At 64.1% G+C, this 19,958-nt stretch carries 21 protein-coding genes and 1 pseudogene; 13 read left to right on the top strand and 9 right to left on the bottom strand.

What is annotated here, in order from left to right:
* Positions 1-61: 61 nt before the first annotated feature.
* From IVB26_RS22925 to IVB26_RS22950, 6 genes are all read right to left on the bottom strand, one after another.
* Positions 62-418, bottom strand: coding sequence for a hypothetical protein (locus IVB26_RS22925; RefSeq protein WP_247967531.1), 357 nt, complete (start codon positions 416-418; stop codon positions 62-64).
* 92 nt (positions 419-510) lie between these two features.
* Positions 511-1,008, bottom strand: a complete 498-nt coding sequence (locus IVB26_RS22930; RefSeq protein WP_247967532.1) for a DUF411 domain-containing protein — start codon at positions 1,006-1,008, stop codon at positions 511-513.
* A 92-nt stretch (positions 1,009-1,100) separates the two neighbouring features.
* Entirely contained in the window at positions 1,101-1,358 is a 258-nt protein-coding gene (locus IVB26_RS22935; protein WP_247967533.1) for a hypothetical protein, read from the bottom strand.
* Between the two features lie 106 nt (positions 1,359-1,464).
* A complete protein-coding gene (locus IVB26_RS22940) occupies positions 1,465-2,106 on the bottom strand; it encodes an NrsF family protein (RefSeq protein ID WP_247967534.1) in 642 nt (213 codons plus the stop codon).
* A complete protein-coding gene (locus tag IVB26_RS22945) occupies positions 2,103-2,657 on the bottom strand; it encodes a sigma-70 family RNA polymerase sigma factor (RefSeq protein WP_247967535.1) in 555 nt (184 codons plus the stop codon). The genes IVB26_RS22940 and IVB26_RS22945 overlap by 4 nt, the downstream gene beginning before the upstream one ends.
* A 259-nt stretch (positions 2,658-2,916) precedes the next feature.
* Entirely contained in the window at positions 2,917-3,774 is an 858-nt protein-coding gene (locus tag IVB26_RS22950) for a protein NO VEIN domain-containing protein (RefSeq protein WP_247967536.1), read from the bottom strand.
* A 304-nt stretch (positions 3,775-4,078) separates the two neighbouring features.
* On the opposite strand from IVB26_RS22950, the gene IVB26_RS22955 reads away from it, so the two are divergent.
* Positions 4,079-5,050 carry a 3'-5' exonuclease gene (locus tag IVB26_RS22955; RefSeq protein WP_346732830.1) on the top strand — a complete coding sequence of 324 codons (972 nt, stop codon included), beginning with the start codon at positions 4,079-4,081 and terminating at the stop codon, positions 5,048-5,050.
* Positions 4,981-5,157: pseudogene (gene rpmD / locus IVB26_RS22960) on the top strand (50S ribosomal protein L30); the annotation flags it as partial. The gene IVB26_RS22955 and the pseudogene rpmD, both read left to right, overlap by 70 nt.
* Before the next feature lie 601 nt (positions 5,158-5,758).
* On the opposite strand, the gene IVB26_RS22965 reads toward rpmD, so the two are convergent.
* On the bottom strand, positions 5,759-5,971 hold the full coding sequence (locus IVB26_RS22965; RefSeq protein ID WP_247356297.1) for a hypothetical protein: 213 nt from the start codon (positions 5,969-5,971) through the stop codon (positions 5,759-5,761).
* A gap of 179 nt (positions 5,972-6,150) precedes the next feature.
* Between IVB26_RS22965 and IVB26_RS22970 the strand changes: the two genes are divergently transcribed.
* The 5 genes from IVB26_RS22970 (at position 6,151) to pepT (ending at position 11,636) form a co-directional block, all read left to right on the top strand.
* On the top strand, positions 6,151-6,747 hold the full coding sequence (locus IVB26_RS22970; protein WP_247356299.1) for a hypothetical protein: 597 nt from the start codon (positions 6,151-6,153) through the stop codon (positions 6,745-6,747).
* Positions 6,744-8,777, top strand: coding sequence for an AAA family ATPase (locus IVB26_RS22975; protein ID WP_247967537.1), 2,034 nt, complete (start codon positions 6,744-6,746; stop codon positions 8,775-8,777). The genes IVB26_RS22970 and IVB26_RS22975 overlap by 4 nt, the downstream gene beginning before the upstream one ends.
* Positions 8,758-9,006 carry a hypothetical protein gene (locus IVB26_RS22980; protein WP_247356303.1) on the top strand — a complete coding sequence of 83 codons (249 nt, stop codon included), beginning with the start codon at positions 8,758-8,760 and terminating at the stop codon, positions 9,004-9,006. Before IVB26_RS22975 ends, IVB26_RS22980 begins: the two co-directional genes overlap by 20 nt.
* Before the next feature lie 236 nt (positions 9,007-9,242).
* Positions 9,243-10,028, top strand: a complete 786-nt coding sequence (locus IVB26_RS22985; RefSeq protein WP_247967538.1) for a hypothetical protein — start codon at positions 9,243-9,245, stop codon at positions 10,026-10,028.
* Positions 10,029-10,385: 357 nt separating this feature from the next.
* The gene (pepT, locus tag IVB26_RS22990) at positions 10,386-11,636 is read left to right on the top strand and encodes a peptidase T (RefSeq protein ID WP_247967539.1); all 1,251 of its coding nucleotides are present in this window, start codon (positions 10,386-10,388) and stop codon (positions 11,634-11,636) included.
* Positions 11,637-11,695: 59 nt separating this feature from the next.
* Here pepT and IVB26_RS22995 read toward each other — a convergent pair whose 3' ends face one another.
* A complete protein-coding gene (locus IVB26_RS22995) occupies positions 11,696-12,580 on the bottom strand; it encodes a hypothetical protein (protein ID WP_247967540.1) in 885 nt (294 codons plus the stop codon).
* A gap of 369 nt (positions 12,581-12,949) precedes the next feature.
* On the opposite strand from IVB26_RS22995, the gene IVB26_RS23000 reads away from it, so the two are divergent.
* The 5 genes from IVB26_RS23000 (at position 12,950) to IVB26_RS23020 (ending at position 18,733) form a co-directional block, all read left to right on the top strand.
* Positions 12,950-13,162, top strand: a complete 213-nt coding sequence (locus tag IVB26_RS23000) for a hypothetical protein (RefSeq protein ID WP_247321766.1) — start codon at positions 12,950-12,952, stop codon at positions 13,160-13,162.
* Between the two features lie 52 nt (positions 13,163-13,214).
* Complete coding sequence (locus tag IVB26_RS23005; protein ID WP_247967541.1) at positions 13,215-13,589, top strand: hypothetical protein; 375 nt, start codon at positions 13,215-13,217, stop codon at positions 13,587-13,589.
* A gap of 130 nt (positions 13,590-13,719) precedes the next feature.
* Positions 13,720-14,118, top strand: a complete 399-nt coding sequence (locus IVB26_RS23010) for a FixH family protein (RefSeq protein WP_247967542.1) — start codon at positions 13,720-13,722, stop codon at positions 14,116-14,118.
* Positions 14,115-15,551, top strand: coding sequence for an efflux RND transporter periplasmic adaptor subunit (locus tag IVB26_RS23015; RefSeq protein ID WP_247967543.1), 1,437 nt, complete (start codon positions 14,115-14,117; stop codon positions 15,549-15,551). Before IVB26_RS23010 ends, IVB26_RS23015 begins: the two co-directional genes overlap by 4 nt.
* Positions 15,548-18,733, top strand: coding sequence for an efflux RND transporter permease subunit (locus tag IVB26_RS23020; RefSeq protein ID WP_247967544.1), 3,186 nt, complete (start codon positions 15,548-15,550; stop codon positions 18,731-18,733). Before IVB26_RS23015 ends, IVB26_RS23020 begins: the two co-directional genes overlap by 4 nt.
* Before the next feature lie 26 nt (positions 18,734-18,759).
* Here IVB26_RS23020 and IVB26_RS23025 read toward each other — a convergent pair whose 3' ends face one another.
* Positions 18,760-19,389 (bottom strand): cation transporter, encoded by a 630-nt coding sequence (locus IVB26_RS23025; protein WP_247973254.1) that lies wholly within the window; start codon positions 19,387-19,389, stop codon positions 18,760-18,762.
* Positions 19,390-19,538: 149 nt separating this feature from the next.
* Here IVB26_RS23025 and IVB26_RS23030 point away from each other — a divergent pair, with 149 nt between their 5' ends.
* On the top strand, positions 19,539-19,904 hold the full coding sequence (locus IVB26_RS23030) for a hypothetical protein (RefSeq protein ID WP_247967545.1): 366 nt from the start codon (positions 19,539-19,541) through the stop codon (positions 19,902-19,904).
* The last annotated feature ends 54 nt before the right edge of the window (positions 19,905-19,958 follow it).

Consider the following 19,958-nt stretch of genomic DNA (forward strand, 5'->3'; position numbering starts at 1 on the left):
GAAGCGGCATGCGAAATGCGCGCAATGGACGCGCGCCAGCGTTCCGGCGCCGCAGCGCCGGTCAGACGATCGATCGAGGGGGCTGGTCTGGAGGGGGGCGGGTCAGGCCGTCGGCAATCATGTCATCGAGCGGCCGCAGCAGCTCACGCACGGGTTGCCTGATGCTTCCCGTTGCCGCCGACGGTCCGGTCTGGAGTACCTTCAACATGCAGATCGCGATGAGAGGACAGTCCTGGCATTGCTTGCTGTTCTGCTTGTCGGGGCAGCACGACATGTCATCCGGCATGTCTTGCGCGTCTGCCATCTGCATCGCGCCCATCGAATGTCCCGCCGCCGCCGGTGTCACCAGCGGCGCGACCGTCAGTCCCGCGGTCACAAGGACCGCGAGCAGGAACCTGAGGAAGCGGCGAGCATTCATGTGGTCACAGTCTCACAGGGGCGGAACGCTGGAAAGTGCCCCGGTTCACAAATGCGCGAGCCGGACGCCGTGGTGGTTAACCTTCTCAAGCGTCAGCCGATGACTTCCTTGCCGACGAAACGCATGAACGTCGTCCGACCTGCCGGTCCAAACTGTACGACCGCGTAAGGCTGCGGGTGTCCACCTTCCATCCCGGGCGATCCTACGGGCATGCCGGGTACGGCAAGCCCCACAGCCTTCGGGCGCTCTGTCAGCAACCGCCGCACCGCCGACGCAGGGACGTGTCCCTCAAGGATGTAGCCGTCCACCTCTGCCGTGTGGCACGCGGCCAGATCGGCCGGGACGCCAAGGCGTCTCCGGACGTTCGGGAGGTCGGAAGCATCCACCACCTGGACCGTGAATCCTGCGTCGCGCAGGTGTTGTACCCAGCCCGAGCAGCAGCCGCAGTTGGGATCCTTGTGGACCTTGATCATGGGTTCAGCGGCAACGGCGGGGCGGGCCGCTGCTCCAAGCGTCGCGGCAGCGATCAGGGCCAGAAAGGATCGTCGCGCAAAGCCGTCCATCTCGGCGCTTCGTTTTCGGTCGGTCATCGGACGCCTCTCCGTGATGAAGAAGGTAGAAGGATTGCGGAGCTTATCCGCGATCCCTCGATGGGCCAATCAGCGAACGTCGGCCACGAAAACTAGCGGGATTTGGGTCCGCCGTGATAGCGCCATGGGGATTCACCGGCCATCGGAGCGGTCACGGCCTCATACCCCAACGCTCCGCGATCATAGGCGAACGCCGCATACGGACTGCGCTGCGGGATGGTAGTTCTGGCTTGCGCGGGTTGCTTGGCCTCGTTTGGCCAATAGCTTCTGTCGGAAATCGTCGAGCCCGCCTGGGCACTGGCGGACAACGCCGCCAGAAGCGTGATTGCGAGAAGGCTTTTCGTCAACATGGTCCCGGCTCCATCATTTTGCTGAAGCGCATGCGTTGCGCTTCTAATGAGGAGTTCGGAGCCGATCGTCCGGCGGTTACACGCTCACGCCGACGTGAGACGTCAGTTACCAGCGCAGCAGCCGCGGTCCCAGGATTGCGCCCGCGAGCGTGCACAGCACGATCGTGCCGCCGTACCAGAGCGCGACAAAGGGCAGCGAGTCGTCGGTGCAGTGAAGCGCATAGCCGATCGCACTCACGCCACCCGCGACAAGCCCGCTGAACGCGCCTGTGCGCACCAGGTTGGTCGGCGCCGCCTGTCGCACGGCCCAGATAACGACCGCGAAGGGAACGATCGCAATGATCGGAATGGAAATGAGGCATTCAAGCCAGTCTTTCCCCATCACCATCTCGTCCCAGTGCGAGCTGGGCGCCTGTCCAAGGCGGATGCCGGCAAGCAGCAGGATCGCCACGAACGGTAGCGCGGCGAGGCCAGCAGAGACTCTTCGCTCGCCTCCTGGACGGGCAAGCCGCGTCAAATAGACGGACGCCGCGCCTACCGTTCCGATCGCGAACGCGAGCTTCAGGAACAGGAAAATCGCGGCGCGAGGCGTCGTCAGGTCGCTACGGACGCCCAGCGCGAACAACGCGATCCCGATCGCAACGACGATTGCGACCGCAAGCGCGATGCCCACGTTCCGATCGACCAGCCGCCGATTGACCGGCTCGACGTTCGTGCTGAGTGCGGCGATCAGTTCGTCGGTCTTCATGTTTGCGCTCTCTGAGCGATCAACGTCGCCAAGGCCTTCAATCCACGATGAATATTGACCTTCACGCTCGATTCCGAGATGCGGCACCGCCGTGCGGCTTCCGCTACGCTCAGGCCGTCGACCTTCACGGCCTCGATCGCGCATGCCATCTTCTCGGGCAGCAGCTTCAGCAGACGCCGGAGGTCAAGGCTGCTCTCCACGCTGAGGTGATCGTCGCGCGCCGTGACTTCACTGGCTTCGTCGATCGGCACATCGGCCATAAACGCCCGGTTCCGGCGGAGAAAATCGATCAGCTTGTAGCGCGCAATCGCGTGTAGCCACGGCGTCAACGGCTCTCCTGGATCGTATGTGTGTCGCTGGGTGTGAATGGCCAAGACGGCCTCCTGAACCAGATCCTCCGCCTCCGTTGCGCCTCGACCGATCCGCGCCAGCTTGCCTTTGTAGTAGGCACGCAAATGCCGGCTCAGCCGCCCAAGCAGCATGCGATGCGCGGCCGCGTCCCCGTCCTGACTGGCAAGCATGAGCGCCTTCAGCTCCATTTCCACGGTCATGCTCGCCATCTACACCTAAGTTCGATCGCGCGATCGTTTCGGTTACAGGCCGACTATCAAATTCTTGCAGATAAAATTCCGCGTTTACACCTTCGTACCCAGAGAAGGGGCGGCTACGCCGATTTCCGCTGCGGGCTTGGCCGCGGCTTCTTCGCGGCCGTTTCCTTTGATCGGCATCTCCCTCTGCCTGCCTTCCGCGGGTTCTTGGCCGGGTTGGCGTTCGCCGGCGCAGCTTTCCGGCCGCTCCACGTGAACCGCGTCACCTCGGCACGGCCACATACTTGTCCGGCGCCAGCCACAGGCCGGCGTCAAGCGGCGGCTTGATGTCGAACATCTCCGCGCCATTCCGGAAGTGGAAGACCCTGCGGACGCGGTAGGTCGACGGGTTCTGCGCGGCCGCCTCGTACTGATTGCGCGACAGCCAGAACCGCGTGCGGGCGTGCCCGTTGGTGGTCTTGATCTCGAGCAGCCGCTCCTCGCCGTTGCTCGGTTCGAAGGATCTGATGTCGTAGCCCCGATGGTCCTCGCCGCGATCGGCGGGCCAGTCCATCTCCTTGGCCAGGTCACGCCGGCCGGCCTGACACAGCCGGTCGAACTCGAACTTGAACACCATCTCCTCGCCCGCGCGTCCCAGGAAGCGGTTGAGCTCGTCCCTGGCCGCCGGGTCGTACTTGCCGACCAGGCGCCGCAGCGCCGGCTGAAGATCCTGCGGGTCCGAATTCAAAAACGCCGGCGGCGGCACCAGGGCCGGCCCTCCCGCCGAGGTGAAGCGCGGCTTCACCGATACCGCATCGATCAGGAGACTCGGATGCAGCCCCAATTGGGCCTCGACAGCCTCCACCAGGGAGTCCTGATAATTGTGGGCCGGCAGCAGGCCCGGGATCCAGGCGATCCCTAGCTCCTCCAAGACGGCCGACACGTTGCGAAGCTTCCACTCGATCGACTTCTCGGAGCGCCCCACTTCCAGCGCCAGGCGCCGGTACAGGTGGGCCTTGTTGATCTTGTCGCCGGCGCGCTCCCGCTCGAGCATCTGGAAGTAGCTCGCGACCACGATGGCGACCTGCTCAGCCGTCCAGTCGGTCCCCTTGGCTCCTGGCGCTACGCCCTCGGCGTCCACTGATCGCTTCCCCCTGCTCCCGCCGGGAATCCTACCAGGCAGCAGCCGATCCTCAAAATTCCGCAAATCGGGCACGTCCCGGCGAACGGCTCAGGCTCATCGCCTGCGCATCCGTTGACGCATGATGTGAATCGCCGGCTGGACTCGAAAAATCACTCTTCGAAACTGCAACAAAATAAGGGGTCTGTAGAAGCGATCGCGGGCTTTCTTTTGATGAAAGCCAGACCAAGGAAGATCGCGCTGCGCGCCACACGGGCGCGTGCTAGATTCCGCCCCCAGGTTTCTACGGTTCCCCAGGGATTCGATGTTTCAGGACACCAGCAGCCTGGCCGCGATGGCCGAGGCCTTGAGCCAGTCGCCGGACTACCGCGTACTGCGGCGCCTGATGGCGCGCCTTCCGTTCACGCCGTCTTCGGACCAGGAGACTAAAACGGCGGTCATCCTGGACACCGAAACGACCGGCCTCGACGCGCAGCGGAACGAGATCATCGAATTGGGGATGGTGAAATTTGACTATACTCCCAACGGCAACATCGTCGGCGTGCGGGACACATTCTCGGCCTTCAACGAACCGATCGATCCAATCCCCGCCGACATCACCGACTTGACCGGCATCAGCGATGAGTTAGTCGCCGGTCACCGCATCGACGCCGTAGCGGTGGAGAAATTCGTCGATGACGCGGTCTTAATTATCGCGCATCACAGCCAATTCGACCGCGGGTTTGCCGAGCGATACTGGCCAGTGTTCGCGCAGAAGGCATGGGCCTGCAGCGCGACCGAAATCGAGTGGCGCAAGTACGGCTTCGAGGGCGCCAAACTGGGCTATCTGCTGCACGGTGCCGGCTATTTCCACCAAGCCCATCGCGCCGTCGACGATTGCAACGCCTTGCTCGAAATCCTAGCGTTCGAGCTGCCTACCATCGGCCGCCCAGCTCGCCCTGCTGCTGGAGAACGCGCGGAAGAGAACGGTTCGCGTGTGGGCGGAGCAATCGCCGTTCGAGCTCAAAAATCGCCTCAAAACCCGCGGCTATCGATGGAGCGACGGCAGCGACGGAAGACCCAGGAGTTGGTTCGTCGACGTCTGCGAAGCCGCCCTCGACGACGAAATCGCGTTTCTGAAAACGGAGATCTACCTGCGCGACGTCGAGCCGCGAACGCAGAGGCTGACCGCTTTCACGCGGTTCTCGGCAAGGGTTTGAGGACAGGATGCGATACATCGAGATCGAACAGATCGGCAGTCCGATCCGCCGCCGCCGAGATCAACGCGAGACGCTGATCGGGCTCAAGCTAAATAAAATCGGACGGGTAGCGTGGCCAGCCGACACGCCGGCGACCCGGGGCATGATCCACAAGGTCCGGCACCTCGTGAAGATCACCCACGATCCGGCAGCGCCGAGAGTTTCCGCAGGTGTGCCTGTTCCAGACGAGGCCGCGGACGTCCAGCTGCTGCACGATCTGATCTGCGACGGCGCAGGCATCGTGCTTGAGCCCTACGACAATGCCGCCCTCAACGCCGGCAAGACACCCGACTTCAAGCTGACGAAGGATGGCGAATTCGTCGGTTACTGCGAGGTCAAATCCTTGTTCGACTTCGAAGCCCTTGGGGATCCGCCCGAAGGCGAAATGGCTGTCCGCAGGAACGTCCCCTTCTATCGGAAGCTGGGGCAACGCGTCATCGGCGCAGCGAAGCAACTGGACGCGGGAAATCCAGAGCACGACAAACCGAACGTCATCGTGTTCGTGAGCCACACGCCCGAGATCGAGCGGCGCGATCTGATCGCGACAATCGCGGGCCTACCCGTTCCAGGCCGCCCGCCGCTCTTCATGCTGGGCAAAAAAATGCAGGGCCAGGTTTGCGACGCTGCGCGCACGATCGACCTCTTCCTCTGGATCGACGCGTCCGCCGGGACCTGCCAACACCTCACGGCTCCGGACGCCAAACATCGTGCCACCGCGCTCGAGATATTCGGGCTGCCCGCCTAGATCAGCGCTTCCGCCCGTTCACACGGCCGCCTCGATCGAGGTATTCCCTTGCGATCTTCTCGAGAAGCAGCGACGCGGTGGTCTGCTGCGCGGCCGCAGCTACCTTGATGTCTCGGATCACGTCGGCGTCCATGACAGCCAGGAATTGCTTCCGGTTCTCGGCATTCGGCGGGAGCGGCCGTCCGGTCTTTTTCTTCGCTTTGTCTTCGGTCATCTACTGCTTTCCGCCGTCGCCTCGCTACAAAGTCGACTACCAATAGCGCTCCCGTCCGGATTCACCACAACATATCAACATAGATATATATCTATAATAACTATGTTGCCATTCGTGATGAGACCTGCCATTAGTGTCGAGCGTATTGGAACAAAACAAGAACAAGTATCGAGCGTCACATGTCCCGTTTTGCGTTCGCCTCTCTCGCCGGGTCCCATGCCTTCGCATCCGCCAAGTGCGTTCGATCCATTCCCTCCGTCGGCGGCCTCGTCAAGGACGCGCTCATTCAGGCTACGCTCGCCACCGACGTAACGGCAATCGACTACGTCGGAACGACGACAGTCTGCGACCAAGCCGTGGCGTTGGACGCTATCGTCCTCGACCGTGCCGACGGCCGCTTCCACCTCGACGTCGTCGCCGCGCGCCCGTTGCGGACGATCGAGCAGGAAGGCCTTTTCCTCATCGGGCTCGAAGATCTCGGTCTGCGGTCGCTTGTGCTGACGTCGGCACGCATCATGGAGCAGCCGCGCTTCGCGAATGCGCGCGCCGTCTGGCGCTGCCGCAACCACCCCGTCTCCTTCGACTTACGCTGCCGGGTCCTCGGTCACCTCGAAGACGTCGGCCCCACGAAACTGGGACGGTTGCTCAAGACCGTTGGAGCCGAGCCCGATGGCGGCGCGGCCATCTTCGCGCTGGCATGCGCGGACCGGCTCTGCATCGATCTGGATGAGCACACGCTCGGGCCCGATACCCTGGTCATCGCGAGGCGCCGATGATCCGTTCCAACCAAACGGAGCCCGACGACAACCCGCCCGCTCCGGAGGAAGCCTCCGAGGAGCGCGCGGCGATGTCTTCCTTCCGCCGTCCGTCGGCACCCCTTGCCCTGTTTCGCGCCGTGTTCGAGACCACGCTCGATGACGCGCAGCGCGCCCTCATCGAGAACTCGGTAAATCTCGCGATCATCGTCACCGTGCCGAGCGCGGCATGGGTGAAACCCGCACAGAAGTTCTGCGCGTCGCTGAGCCGCTCGTCGTGGGTCTGCATCGCGAGGGACGGGACCGACCGCTCCCGTCACAAATCCTCGCTCGGCAACGACGAGGTCGCGTCGGCGCTTGGCAGGGGCTGCTGCACGGTGGGCATCGCACCGTCCATTGATCTCCTGCCGGCTGCACTGATCACCGCTGCGGACCATTACATCTCCCTCCGCGGCGTGAACGGCAAGGCGCTCTCACGCGCGATAAAACTCTTCACCGGCGACTGCTCAAAGGTGGCCGACGACGATCTGTGCGCGGGGCTGGATTTCGACGAGATCGCCACCGCCTTCCGTCCTGGCTCGGACGCCGACGCGATCGTCCAGCGGCTGACCAGGGCGCGCAACCGAGGCCCCTTCGCCACGGTGGCCGAACGTCTGCCCGATCTCGACTCCGCGCACGAACTCGGACCTCTGCGGACGTATGGTCTCGAGCTCAAACGGGATCTGGAAGCATACCGCGCCTCGGGGCTTCCATGGGCTGACGTCGGGCGCGCTATCCTGTGCCATAGCGAGCCCGGCTGCGGGAAAACCTACGGAATCAAGCTGGTAATGGATGCGTGCTCGGTGCCGATGCTGCCGATGTCGATCTCCGAACTTTTCACGAAGAGCGCGTTCCTGGATGAGGTGATCCGAGGAATCCGCGAGGTCTATTCGAGGGCTGCCGCGATGAGCGCGATCAACGACGGTTCGGGCGGTCCTCCCCGCCCGGTCTGCGTCCTCTGGGACGAGGTTGACGCTTTGCCCAATCGTGCAACTTTAGGTAGCAGAGGGGCCGACTATTGGCGGCCTGTAATCACTGAGTTCATGCTCGCGGTGGATACGGCTCTCGCCGGCCCCCGTCGGACCACCAGCGGACCGGGAGGCGGCGCGATCATCCTGGCGGCCGCGACAAACTACCTCGCCGGCGTCGACGCCGCGCTGCGCCGCCCGGGGCGCTTCGAGCGCATCGTCGAGCTCGGCCGACAGGACCGTGCCGGCGCCGCCAACGTCCTGCGCCACCATTTGCGCGGGTCGCTCGGTGAAGCGGACATCGAAGCCGCCGCCCGCATCGCGGAACGGCTCACCTCGGCCGAGATCGCGGGGCACGTTCAGACCGCGCGGCGCAGCGCGCGCCAGGCCAATCGGGCTCTGCACGTCGACGATCTCGTCGCCGCCATCCTGCCCGCGAGTCCGACGACGCTCGAGAAGCTGTTCCGCATCTGCATCCATGAGAGCGGTCACGCAATCGGTAGCCTGGCCTTGGGGTACGGGACGCTGCTGTCCCTCTCCGCGGCCGAACGCGGCATCTCGCTCGGGCGCACGGACATCGATCCTCCCGACGAGTTCACGCGCGTGACCATCGAGGATCACGTGACCGTGGACCTCTGCGGCCGCGCCGCCGAACGTATCTTCCTGTCCGCGGAGGGCGTGGGATCCGGAGGCGAGCAAGGCGACGTCGCAACCGCCACGCGCTTGATCGCCGGCCTCCACGCGAGTGCCGGCCTCGGCGACAGCATCGCCTACCTCGCAAGCTGGGAGAACGCACTGCAGGCGGTCCGGGCGGACCGCGGCATTCGCCGCGCCGTCGAGCGCGACCTACGGCGCCTCGAGAGCCGCGCGCTCGACATCATGCGCGCCAACCGACACGCCCTTCTCGAACTCGCCGAGCTGCTGATGGAGCAGCGCCACGTCGACGGCGACGAGGCGCGCAGGATCTTCGCCGCGAGCGGCACGGCCGCCGATCGCATCCTCTTCCTCGGAGAACGGAGGCCCCATGCTGGCCGTTACCATTGATGAAGTTCCGGACGGCGACGAGACGCGCCGGCGTCGGTTGGTGGCCATGCGCATCGAAAGCGTCTCGGCTCCGTACTCGATTTGCGAGGTCGATGTGTGCGCCATCGAGGACGACGGAGGCCTGGCCGTCACCTCCTGCGTGGTCGAGATACGCGGCCGCGGCGACATCTGGTCCGTCGTCGAGAGCGCGTGCCGCGCGATCGCGGCCGCTGAGCGCGATTGCGGGTGAGTCTCCCGAGCAAGGATTCGGAAATGCACGCCATCGAATTTCGAATCCTTGAAATAACCTTGTTGTTTCAATGCCTTGCGATGATTTTCCTTGTCAAACCCATCGACTCAGCGGCGCGGGTTGCGTAGGATTGGAAGGAAAGGGAACCAGTGGAAAGGAGTTGGCAGCCCCGCCCAAAAGCAGAAAGGACGTCCGTTAGTGGCGGACGCCCTTTCCAGAGTGGAACCGGAAACACCATGGGTCGCGAAACCCACGGGGCCGAGCCCAACCAACAGACCGACTCTATCTCGAGGTATCGAGATGACAAGCGGCCGGCGCTCAAAATCTCTCCTGTTCCGCGGTATCAATGCACTCCCGACGTCGGAGCGATCACTCCGGCGAACGGGGGCGCGTGGCTCGATGGCGGGCCGCATGTCATGGCGAAGCGCTCCGTTCCCATCAACGCCAATGCGGCCAAGGGCCCGTCGTCTGTCGCGGAACGGGTCACCGTTGGTGCCCGCACCACGCTCCCCCCGACGTTACCTGAGCAGAATCGCGCCGTCCCGCCCTCTGATCGCTTCACGTTGACGCCCGCGATCAGAGCATGGATCAAGAAGGAAATCCTCGCCTGGGACGCGGAAGCGTTTTCATGGGAATTGGTATGCGAGCTCGTTCGGAAAAAATTCCGCAAACCTTATCCGGACCTGAAGATCAACCGGCAGACGCTTTGGAAGCACAAGGCCCTCCGGGAGGCCTTCGACGCCACGAAAGTCCGCTACCGCAACGCGCGCCAGAGCAAAGAAGACGAACGGAAATCCCAAGCGGGGAAGCCGCGCAAGTCACGCCGTTCCTCCGGCATGGAGGAATATTTCGAGGAGCAGATCAAATCTCGCGACAACCGCATCGCTTTGCTCGAATACGAAAACAAGAGCCTCAAACAGCAGTTCATCCGCTGGCAGCGAAACGCCTTTGCGGCGGGGATGACGATCACGCAGCTCGACGAGAAGCTCACCGACATCGATCGCGGCCAAGAGGACGAGTAAGCTCGGTTCCGGCCGGCATTCTCCAAACTGTGGACTGACGTTGCGTTAAACTTGACGGCAGCGCTTCCCGCAGATTCCTTGGAACATCAATCCCATAAAACGGGTCGGCCGCGGCGGCTGCGCTGCGGTCCGACGAGGGGCAGGAGTATAATGTATGAGCGGGCCGGTTACGTTTCCTCACCAGCACCCCGATTCCGTGTTGAGTCACAGCTACATAGCGCCCGGTTACATACATACCGGGATTCTTGACGTCTGACGTAAGCGTTCGTTAAGCCTATCCGCGCCGTTCCGGCCGCATCCCGGCCCGCTTTTTCTGATATACCGCCCGCTTCCCTGACCCCGGCGGTTTGACCAGAAATGTCCTCCCTCACCTTCTCGCATACCGTGACCGAGCGCTTCCTGCGCTACGTCACCATCGACACCCAGTCCGATCCGGAATCCCCTCACTCGCCTTCGACCGAGAAGCAGAAGGATCTCGGCCGCGTGCTCGCCGCCGAGCTGAAAGCCATTGGCGTCGAGGACGCGCATCTCGACCACTATGGCTACGTCTACGGCACGATCCCGGCCAACACCGACAAGAAGGTGCCGGTGATCTGCTTCTGCTCGCACATGGACACCTCGCCCGACGTGACCGGCAAGGACGTCAAGCCGCAGCTGTTGAAGAACTATCGCGGCGGCGACATCACGCTGCCCGGGGACGCCAGCCAGGTGATCCGCTTCAATGAGCACCCTGCGCTGAAGAACCAGATCGGCAACGACATCATCACCACCGACGGCACGACGCTACTCGGCGCCGATAACAAGGCCGGCGTCGCCGAGATCATGGATGCCGCGTATTTCTTCATCAACAACCCCGATGTGAAGCACGGCACCATCAAGATCCTGTTCACGCCGGACGAAGAGATCGGCCGCGGCGTCGACAATGTCGACCTGAAGAAGCTGGGGGCCGATTTCGGCTACACCATGGACGGCGAGAGCGCGGGCTGCGTCGAGGACGAGACCTTCTCGGCCGATGGCGCCACCATCACCATCAACGGCGTCAGCGCCCATCCCGGCTATGCCAAGGGCAAGATGGAGCACGCGATCAAGATCGCGGCCGCCATCGTCGAGCGCCTGCCCAAGGAAGGCTGCTCGCCGGAAACGACCTCAGGCAAGCAGGGCTTCCTGCATCCGATCGGCATCGAGGGCGCGCTGGAGCAGGCGACGCTGTCCTTCATCGTCCGCGACTTCACTGAGGAAGGTTTGAAGGAGAAAGAGGACCTGCTCGAGACCATCGTCAAGGACGTGATGAAGGACTATCCGCGCTCGACCTACAAGTTCGACGTCCGCGAGCAGTACCGCAACATGAAGCAGGTGATCGACCGTCACCCGCACGTGCTCGAATATGCCATCGAGGCGATCCGCCGTGCCGGCCTGCGTCCGATGCGCACCGCGATCCGCGGCGGCACCGATGGCTCGCGCCTGTCCTTCATGGGCCTGCCCTGCCCCAACATCTTTGCCGGCGAGCACGCGTTTCACTCGCGGCTGGAATGGGTCAGCCGGCAGGATATGGAAAAGGCCGTGCAGACCATCGTGCACCTCGCCATGATCTGGGAAGAGAAGGCCTGAGCTAGCCGCGCAAATCTCCGTCATGGCCGGGCTCGCGCCCGGCCAATCCGCCCGGAGATTTACGGCACCGGCATTGCGCGCGGGCTGCGATGGAAACGGTTGGAGCTCGCCATCCAGTTCGGCAACGGCTCTCCATCGCGGTGGCGCCCGCCGGCGACAGCCGCAGCCCAGGCGACCGCTGCGCCGATCAGGGTCGCGGCTGCGACCGAGAACGCCACGATGATCGAATTGCGCCGCGCACGGTTGATGGCCGTCTTGGAGTCTGCGATCAGCGCATCAACGCGCCGTTCGGCGTCGGGGGCCGCCAGTCCCGTCACCGCGGCGACCTGCTGCACGAGGTAGGTTCGGTCGTCGGCGCTGACGCCGCTGTGGCTGGATGACGTCATGAGGACACGACCCGCTTCGGCGCGGACTTCCCTCAGATCGGTGTTTGGCGCACGGCGGGGTGCGCGGAACAGCTTGTCGAGCTCGTAGCTCAACAGAGGCTCAGCTGCGGACGTATTGCTCGCCGAGCTGCGCATCGGCGAACGGTCGATCGCAGCAGCGCCAAGAAGCGCCAGCAGAGCTGCGCCGGCCAGCACGGCCAGCGCCCAGGAGGTCAGGCCATGCAGCCCGTCGCGCCGCTCCCCATCATCCTCGATCGTTGCAAGCGCAGGCGCCGGTCGGGTTGTCCGGCCGGCGATGTAGCCGCCAAAGCCGAAGCTGATGATCGCCTGGATGATCAGATAGAACCCGGAGAGCAGCGCAAGCGCCGCCGAGGCATCGCGCCATGTCGGCGAGGCCGAACTGACACCCAGGCCGATGGCAACGCCAAAGCCGACCAGGATGAACGACATTGCGCCGGCGGAGAGAGCGCCTGCGAACACCGAACTCCACTGGATGGTCCGGCGGTCGTCGGCAGCGGCACCGCCCTCCATCATGTTGTCCCGTACGAGAGTTTCCATTGCCGTTCTCTCAGCGCAGGCCGAAGAACGACAGGATCGCCATGATCACGACGATCAAGCCGATGAGATAAATCAGTCCGTCCATAGTCCCATCCTCCTCAGACATTTCTGGTTGCTAATCGGGAGGAATGAGGAACGTTCCTAATTCGGCGTCGGTTGCGGAACGAACCGGCAAGATGTGCGTTGCCTGTTCGAGTCCCAAGGATGAAGATTGTGAGCACAAAAGGCCTCAGCCGGTCAGCCCCGGGCTGGGGCCTTTCCGCATTTGCAGCGCCTTATCTCTCCTACGCCTGTCCTATGTTAAGGACGCCGGCCCCGGGATCATCAAGGATGCGATCGGGGCGGAACCTTCCGGACCGGGAGCGGCGCGTGGATCGCAGAACGGCGTGCCTGCATCAGGCAGATGCATTCCGGGAGAAGGCTCTCGCCGATCCCGAGCACCACGACCAGTGGATCGATGAAGCCATCAAATGGCTGGAGCAGGCGATGGAAGCGGGTCGGTGCGCCATCGTTACCGTGGAGGCTGACCCTACCTGCGATGTTCCGGAGCCGGCCCTCGGCGCCATTCGCCTGCATGGCTAAATCGTGAAGCGGTCCGGTTTGCGGGTTCCGCGATGGCGTGCGACAATGGCGCATGCTGCTGAAACGGTCCGCCAACGCTGTGGTGATGTTGCTGGTCGCGGCCGGGCTCCTGCTCGCGCCGCTGGCCGCGCCGGCATCTGCCATGCCGGTATCGAGTGCCGGCAGCGTCATGCCGGCCATATCAGACGACATGCAGTCGATGTCCGAGGACATGCCCTGCTGTCCGGACCAGACCAAGAGCAAGACCTGCGACTCCTGTCCGTTCGTCGCGCTGTGCATGCTGAGCCTGTCGCTCCCCGCCCCGTCCGGAGCGAGCTCGGTGATAGCTAGGCAGCCGCGGAAGAGCGCGCTCGCGCTGAGCAATGACCGCCTGCAAATCGGTCTCGCCGCAAAGCCCCCCGACCACCCCCCTCGAACCCAGGTCTGATCGGCGCTAACGCGCCTGATGATCGTGCGCGCAAACATCGGCGTGCGCGCTATCCCCTGTCGCCGCGCTGCATCTAGGTTGCCGCGTGCCGCCCGGCGGCTCCATCAGACCTATCGAGGATCTATAAATCATGACGACCACCAAACTCGCGCGTGCCGCCATGGCCGCGCTGATCGGTGCTGCACTCACGGGAGCCGCACACGCCGAAATCAAGAACTACGAGTTCCAGCTCGTTCAACCGACCGTCAAGGCCGGCGCCGATCGCATTGTGACCGTGCGGCTGGTCGACAAGACCAGCGGCAAGGCGGTCCCCGACGCGGTGATCTTTGCCAGCCGACTCGACATGGCCCCTGACGGCATGCAGGAGATGGCCACCAAAGTGACGCCGATGCCGGGCACGGAGCCCGGGACCTACCGCTTCAAGGCCAATTTCAGCATGGCCGGACGCTGGCAGCTCTCGCTCGGCGCCAAGGTGCAGGGCGAGACCGGCACGGTCGAGAACAAGCTCGTCGTCACGGCCGACAAATGACCCGCCTCGGCCCCGTGAGCACTGTCGCTGCGATCCTCGCAGCGGCAGCCCTCGTGCTACTCACCGCCGGCGCCGTGCGGCGACAGCCGGACGTCGGCCAACTTGTATCCGCCGCGAACGCAGCAGATACAAGCGCCCCGATCTACTATCAGGACCCGGACGGCAAACCGCTCTATTCCCCGACGCCGAAGAAGACGGCGGACGGCCGCGACTATCGTGCCGTGCCTGCAGGCGCCGACATAAGCTTTGATGAGCCCGAGCAGCCTGCTGAGATGGCGGCGGCCGAGACCAAGGGCGACCGCAAGATCAAATACTACCGCAATCCGATGGGCCTGCCCGACACCTCGCCGGTGCCGAAGAAGGACTCCATGGGGATGGACTATATCCCCGTCTACGAAGGCGACGACAGCGACGGGACCGTCAAGCTCTCGCCGGGCAAGATCCAGCGCACCGGCGCGAAGTCCGAGCCGGTCGTGCGGCAGCCCGTCAGATCGGTCATCCGCGCGCCCGGGACTGTCCAGGAGGACGAGCGCCGCATCTCGGTCGTCGCGCTGCGCTTCGAGGGCTTCGTGGAGAGCGTTGCCAACGTCACGACCGGCGACCACGTTCGCAAGGGTCAGCCCCTCATGAACGTGTACAGCCCGGCGCTTTCCAGCGCTGCCGCGGAATATCTGTCCGCAATCGCCGCGGGCGCCACCGGAAAGGAACTGAAGGGCGCTCGTCGGAGGCTTGAGAATCTCGCGACACCCGAGCAGGCCATCAGGGATCTCGAACGTACCCGCGACATCTCGCTCTCGATTGCCTGGCCCGCTCCGCAGGATGGCGAAATCCTCGAACGAAACGCGGTGAACGGAATGCGGGCGGGAGCCGGCGACGTTCTGTTCAGGATATCCGATCACCAGCTGCTGTGGGTTCTCATCGATGTCGCCGAACGCGATCTGGCTCAGGTCTCCATCGGCGCGAAAGTAACCGTCAGGCCGCGCGCGCTGGCCGGCCAGACCTTCACAGGGACCGTGGCGCTGATCTATCCGCATCTGAACGCCAAGACCCGCACAGCGCGCATCCGCGTCGAAGTGCCCAATCCGGATGAAACGCTGCGGCCCGAGATGTACGTCGACGCCGAGATCGAGACCGGGCCGCCAGGTCCGGTGCTCGCTGTTCCCGAAAGTGCCGTACTCGACAGCGGCAAACGCCAAGCGGTCCTGATCGATAAGGGCCAGGGCCGTTTCGAGCCGCGCGACGTCAAACTCGGCCGTCGGGGCGGCGGCTACGTGGAGATCGCCGAAGGCCTCGCCGAAGGCGAAGCGGTCGTGACCTCGGCCAACTTCCTGATCGACGCCGAAAGCAATCTGAAAGCGGCTTTGAAGGGATTTGCCGACGCCGACAACACGCCGGGTTTGGACCGAGCGGGTGGTACGGAGGCGCGCAAATGATCGCCCGCCTCATCGCATGGTCCGCACGCAACCCGTTGCTGGTGCTGTTCGGCACCGGCTTTGCCGCCGCAGCAGGCCTCTACGCCCTCCTCCATCTGCCGCTGGACGCCATTCCTGATCTCTCCGACACCCAGGTCATCGTCTACACCGAATATCCCGGCCAGGCGCCTCAGGTGATCGAAGACCAAGTCACCTATCCCCTCACCACCGCGATGCTGACGGTGCCGAAGTCGAAAGTAGTGCGCGGCTTCTCCTTTTTCGGCGTCTCCTTCGTCTACGTCATCTTCGAGGACGGCACCGACATCTACTGGGCGCGCTCGCGGGTCCTCGAATTCCTCAACGGCGCGGGCTCGCGGCTGCCCGCCGGCGTATCGCCGACGATCGGCCCCGACGCCACCGGCGTCGGCTGGGTCTACCAATATGCCGTGATGTCGAAGGAGCTGAACCTCGCGGAGACCCGGACGATCCAGGACTGGAATCTGAAATTTGCGCTCGCCAAGGCGGAAGGCGTCGCGGAAGTCGCCGGCGTCGGCGGCTTCGTCAGGCAGTACAACGTCATCCTCGATCCACAGCGCATGCGCGATCTCGGCATCACCATGCAGAAGATGCGCGAGGCGATCCGCGCGAGCAATGCCGATGTCGGCGGCCGCACCGTCGAGCTCTCGGAGTTCGAATATGTCATCCGCGGCAAGGGCTATCTCAAGAGCACCGACGACATCGGCAACATCGTGCTGAAGACCGACAACGGCACGCCCGTCAAGCTGCGCGACGTCGCCCGTGTCGAGCTCGGCCCTGACGAGCGGCGCGGCATCGCCGAGCTCAACGGCGAGGGCGAAGTGGCGAGCGGCATCGTTCTCCAGCGTTTCGGCATGAACGCGCTCGACGTCATCGAGAACGTCAAGAAGCGGTTCCGGGAGATCGCGACCAGCCTGCCGAAGTCGGTCGAGATCGTCCCGGTCTACGACCGCTCGAACCTGATCTACGCGGCGATCGACACGCTGAAGCACACGCTAGTCGAGGAGAGCATCGTCGTTGCCCTCGTCTGCATCGTGTTCCTGCTGCATGTGCGTAGCGCGCTGGTCGCCATCCTGATGCTTCCCGTCGGCGTGCTGATGGCCTTCGGGGCGATGAAGCTGCTCGGAATCGGTTCCAACATCATGAGTCTCGGCGGCATCGCGATCGCGATCGGCGCCATGATCGACGCCGCGATCGTCATGATCGAGAACGCGCACAAGCATCTCGAACGCGCCGAGCCCTGCCGTTCTCGGGTGGAGATCCTGATCGAAGCCGCCACCGAGGTCGGCCCTGCCCTGTTCTTCAGCCTCCTCATCATCACCGTGTCGTTCATGCCGATCTTCACGCTGGAATCGCAGGAGGGCCGGCTGTTCGGCCCACTCGCCTTCACCAAGACCTTTGCGATGGCGGCGGCGGCGCTGCTGTCGGTCACACTGGTGCCGGCGCTGATGGTGATCTTCGTTCGCGGCAAGATCCTTCCGGAGCACAAGAATCCGATCAACCGCTTCCTGATCTGGATCTATCGTCCGGTGATATCAGGCGTGCTGCGCGCAAAAATCCCCGTGATCCTGCTCGCGCTTGGCGTGCTCGCCGTCTCGATCTGGCCGGCACGTCAGCTCGGCTCCGAGTTCATGCCTGATCTCAACGAAGGCACCCTGCTCTACATGCCGACGACGCTGCCCGGCATTTCCGTGACCAAGGCCGCCGAGCTGATGCAGACCCAGGATCGCATAATCCGATCGTTCCCCGAGGTTGCCTCGGTCTATGGCAAGGCCGGCCGCGCGGCGACTGCAACCGATCCGGCGCCGTCGGAGATGTTCGAGACCATCGTCAACCTGAAGCCCAAGGCCGAGTGGCGGGCAGGCGTAACCGTCGACAGCCTGATCGCGGAGATGGACAAGGCGCTGCAGTTCCCCGGCGTTTCCAACGCCTGGACCATGCCGATCAAGGCCCGCATCGACATGCTCTCGACCGGCATCCGGACGCCCGTGGGCGTCAAGGTCATCGGCACCGATCTCGGCGGGATCGACAAGCTTGCAAAACAGGTCGAGCAGGTGCTCAAGGCGGTCCCCGGCACCTCCTCCGCCTATGCCGAACGCGGCCTCGGCGGCTATTACCTCGAGATCACGCCGAACCGTGAAGCGCTGGCCCGCTACGGCATGATGGTGCAGGACGTGCAGGACACGATCGCGACCGCGCTTGGCGGCCAGACCGTGACCACGACCGTCGAAGGCCGTCAGCGCTTCACGGTCAATATGCGCTACCCGCGCGACCTGCGCGACAATCCGAAGGCGATAGCCAGCGACCTCCTGGTGCCGATGCCATCAGGCGGCGTCGTCCCCCTCGGTGAGGTCGCAAGTGTGACGCCAGCACGCGGGCCAAGTTCGATCCGAACCGAGAACGGGCAGCTCGCGACCTACATCTACGTCGACATCCGCGATCGCGACCTCGGCGGTTACGTCGCTGAGGCCCAGCGCGCGGTGCAGGCAAGCGTCCAGTTCCCGCCCGGATATTATTTGGTGTGGAGCGGGCAGTACGAATATCTCGAACGCGCCACCGCGCGGCTCAAGATCGTAGTGCCGGTGACGCTCCTGATTATCTTCCTGCTGCTCTATCTCAACTTCCGCTCGGTTACCGAGACGATGATCGTCATGCTCTCGCTGCCCTTCGCCCTCGTCGGCGGCCTTTGGCTGATGTGGTGGCTCGGCTTCAACCTGTCGGTCGCGGTCGCCGTCGGCTTCATTGCGCTCGCGGGCGTCGCGGCCGAGACCGGCGTGGTGATGCTGATCTATCTCAACCATGCACTGGCCGAAACCAAGGCACGCTGTGCGGCCCCCGGCCGCTCGCTCACCCGCGCGGACCTTCACGCCGCTATCATGGAAGGCGCCGTCGAACGTGTCCGCCCGAAGATGATGACGGTGGTTGCGATCATGGCCGGCCTGTTGCCGATCATGTGGAGCACCGGCACCGGCTCGGAGATCATGCAGCGGATCGCCGTGCCCATGATCGGCGGTATGATCTCCTCGACCCTGCTGACGCTGATCGTGATCCCCGCGATCTTCGCCCTGGTGAAGAGTGTCAGCCTGCCATCAGGCCACGAACGAACGTCGCCGGCACAGGATGTCCGAATCATGGAGCCCAAGAATATTGAGGAGTCTGCGGCATGAGCACTGCCGGCATGGCAACTCTCGCGTCAGGCTGGACGAACGTTCAGCTCCATGCGTGATTGCTGCACCACCACGACCGCGCCCTGGAGCGCAAGGCCGGCCATGATGGCGGCGACAATCACGTCGGGCCATCCCGTACCGGTGCCGAACACGCCGAGGGCGGCCAGCAGCACGGCGATGTTGCCGAGCACGTCGTTGCGGGTGCAGATCCAGGCGGAGCGCATGTTGGCGTCGCCCTTGCGATAGGCCCACAATAATCCAAAGGAGGCTGCATTCGCGGCAAGGGCCGCAGCGCCGACCGCACCCATTGTGAACGCACTCGGCAGCGTACCATGAGCCGCGTGCCAGACCACCGTACCGACCACCCACAGGCCGAAAGCGCCCATCGTCAGCCCCTTCGCGAGTGCCGCGGCGGCGCGATAGCGCAGCGCCATCCCCACCACGAGGAGGCTGATAGCGTAGTTCGCGGCGTCTCCGAGAAAGTCGAGCGCATCTGCTTGGAGCGACGCTGATCCGGCGGCGAGACCCGCGCCGATTTCAACCAGGAACATGACGGCGTTGATGGCGAGCACCGCCCATAGCACGCGGCCATAGGCCTTGTTGTCGCGATGGCGATCCAGATTGAGCGGCGGAGGCGAGCAGCATGCGTCGGCCATGCCGATAAGATAGGGCGATTGCGCGTCCCGGACAATCACGAGGGCCGTCCTGCCCGCGACATCAAGTTCCTCACCCGTAACATTGTTGCGGGTCGACACTATTCCCGTTGCCGTGCTAGGCCAGCCCTACCGACAACGAGAGTGAATTCGTGTTCCCGAACCGCCGGCCTGCGATACTCCACCGCCTGCGTCATTGGCGCGGACTGCTGGCTGTGCTTGTTGCGGTGACCTATCTGTTCGCAGGTGCCGCTCACGGGCTGTGCGACATCGATGTCACCAGCCCCTCTGGCGGCTCGGAAATCGCCTCGTTTGTCGACGACGGTTCGGCTGGGCACGGCGATCACAAGGCCCTCGCCGGCCATCACTGCCATGGCTGCTTCTCAGTCGCGATCGCGCAGCCATTGCACTCCGCAACCACGGCCGGTGTCATTGCCGCACCGGTCGCGCAGCGGCAGCCGATGCTGGTCGGCATCGCACCCGACACGACGTCCCCGCCCCCCAAGCCTATTGCCTGAACGGATTGGTCGGGCGTTCCGCGCCCATTAGGTTCATCCTTCACAGGTCGGTTT

The organism is Bradyrhizobium sp. 195 (genome assembly GCF_023101665.1).
GTDB lineage: Bacteria > Pseudomonadota > Alphaproteobacteria > Rhizobiales > Xanthobacteraceae > Bradyrhizobium.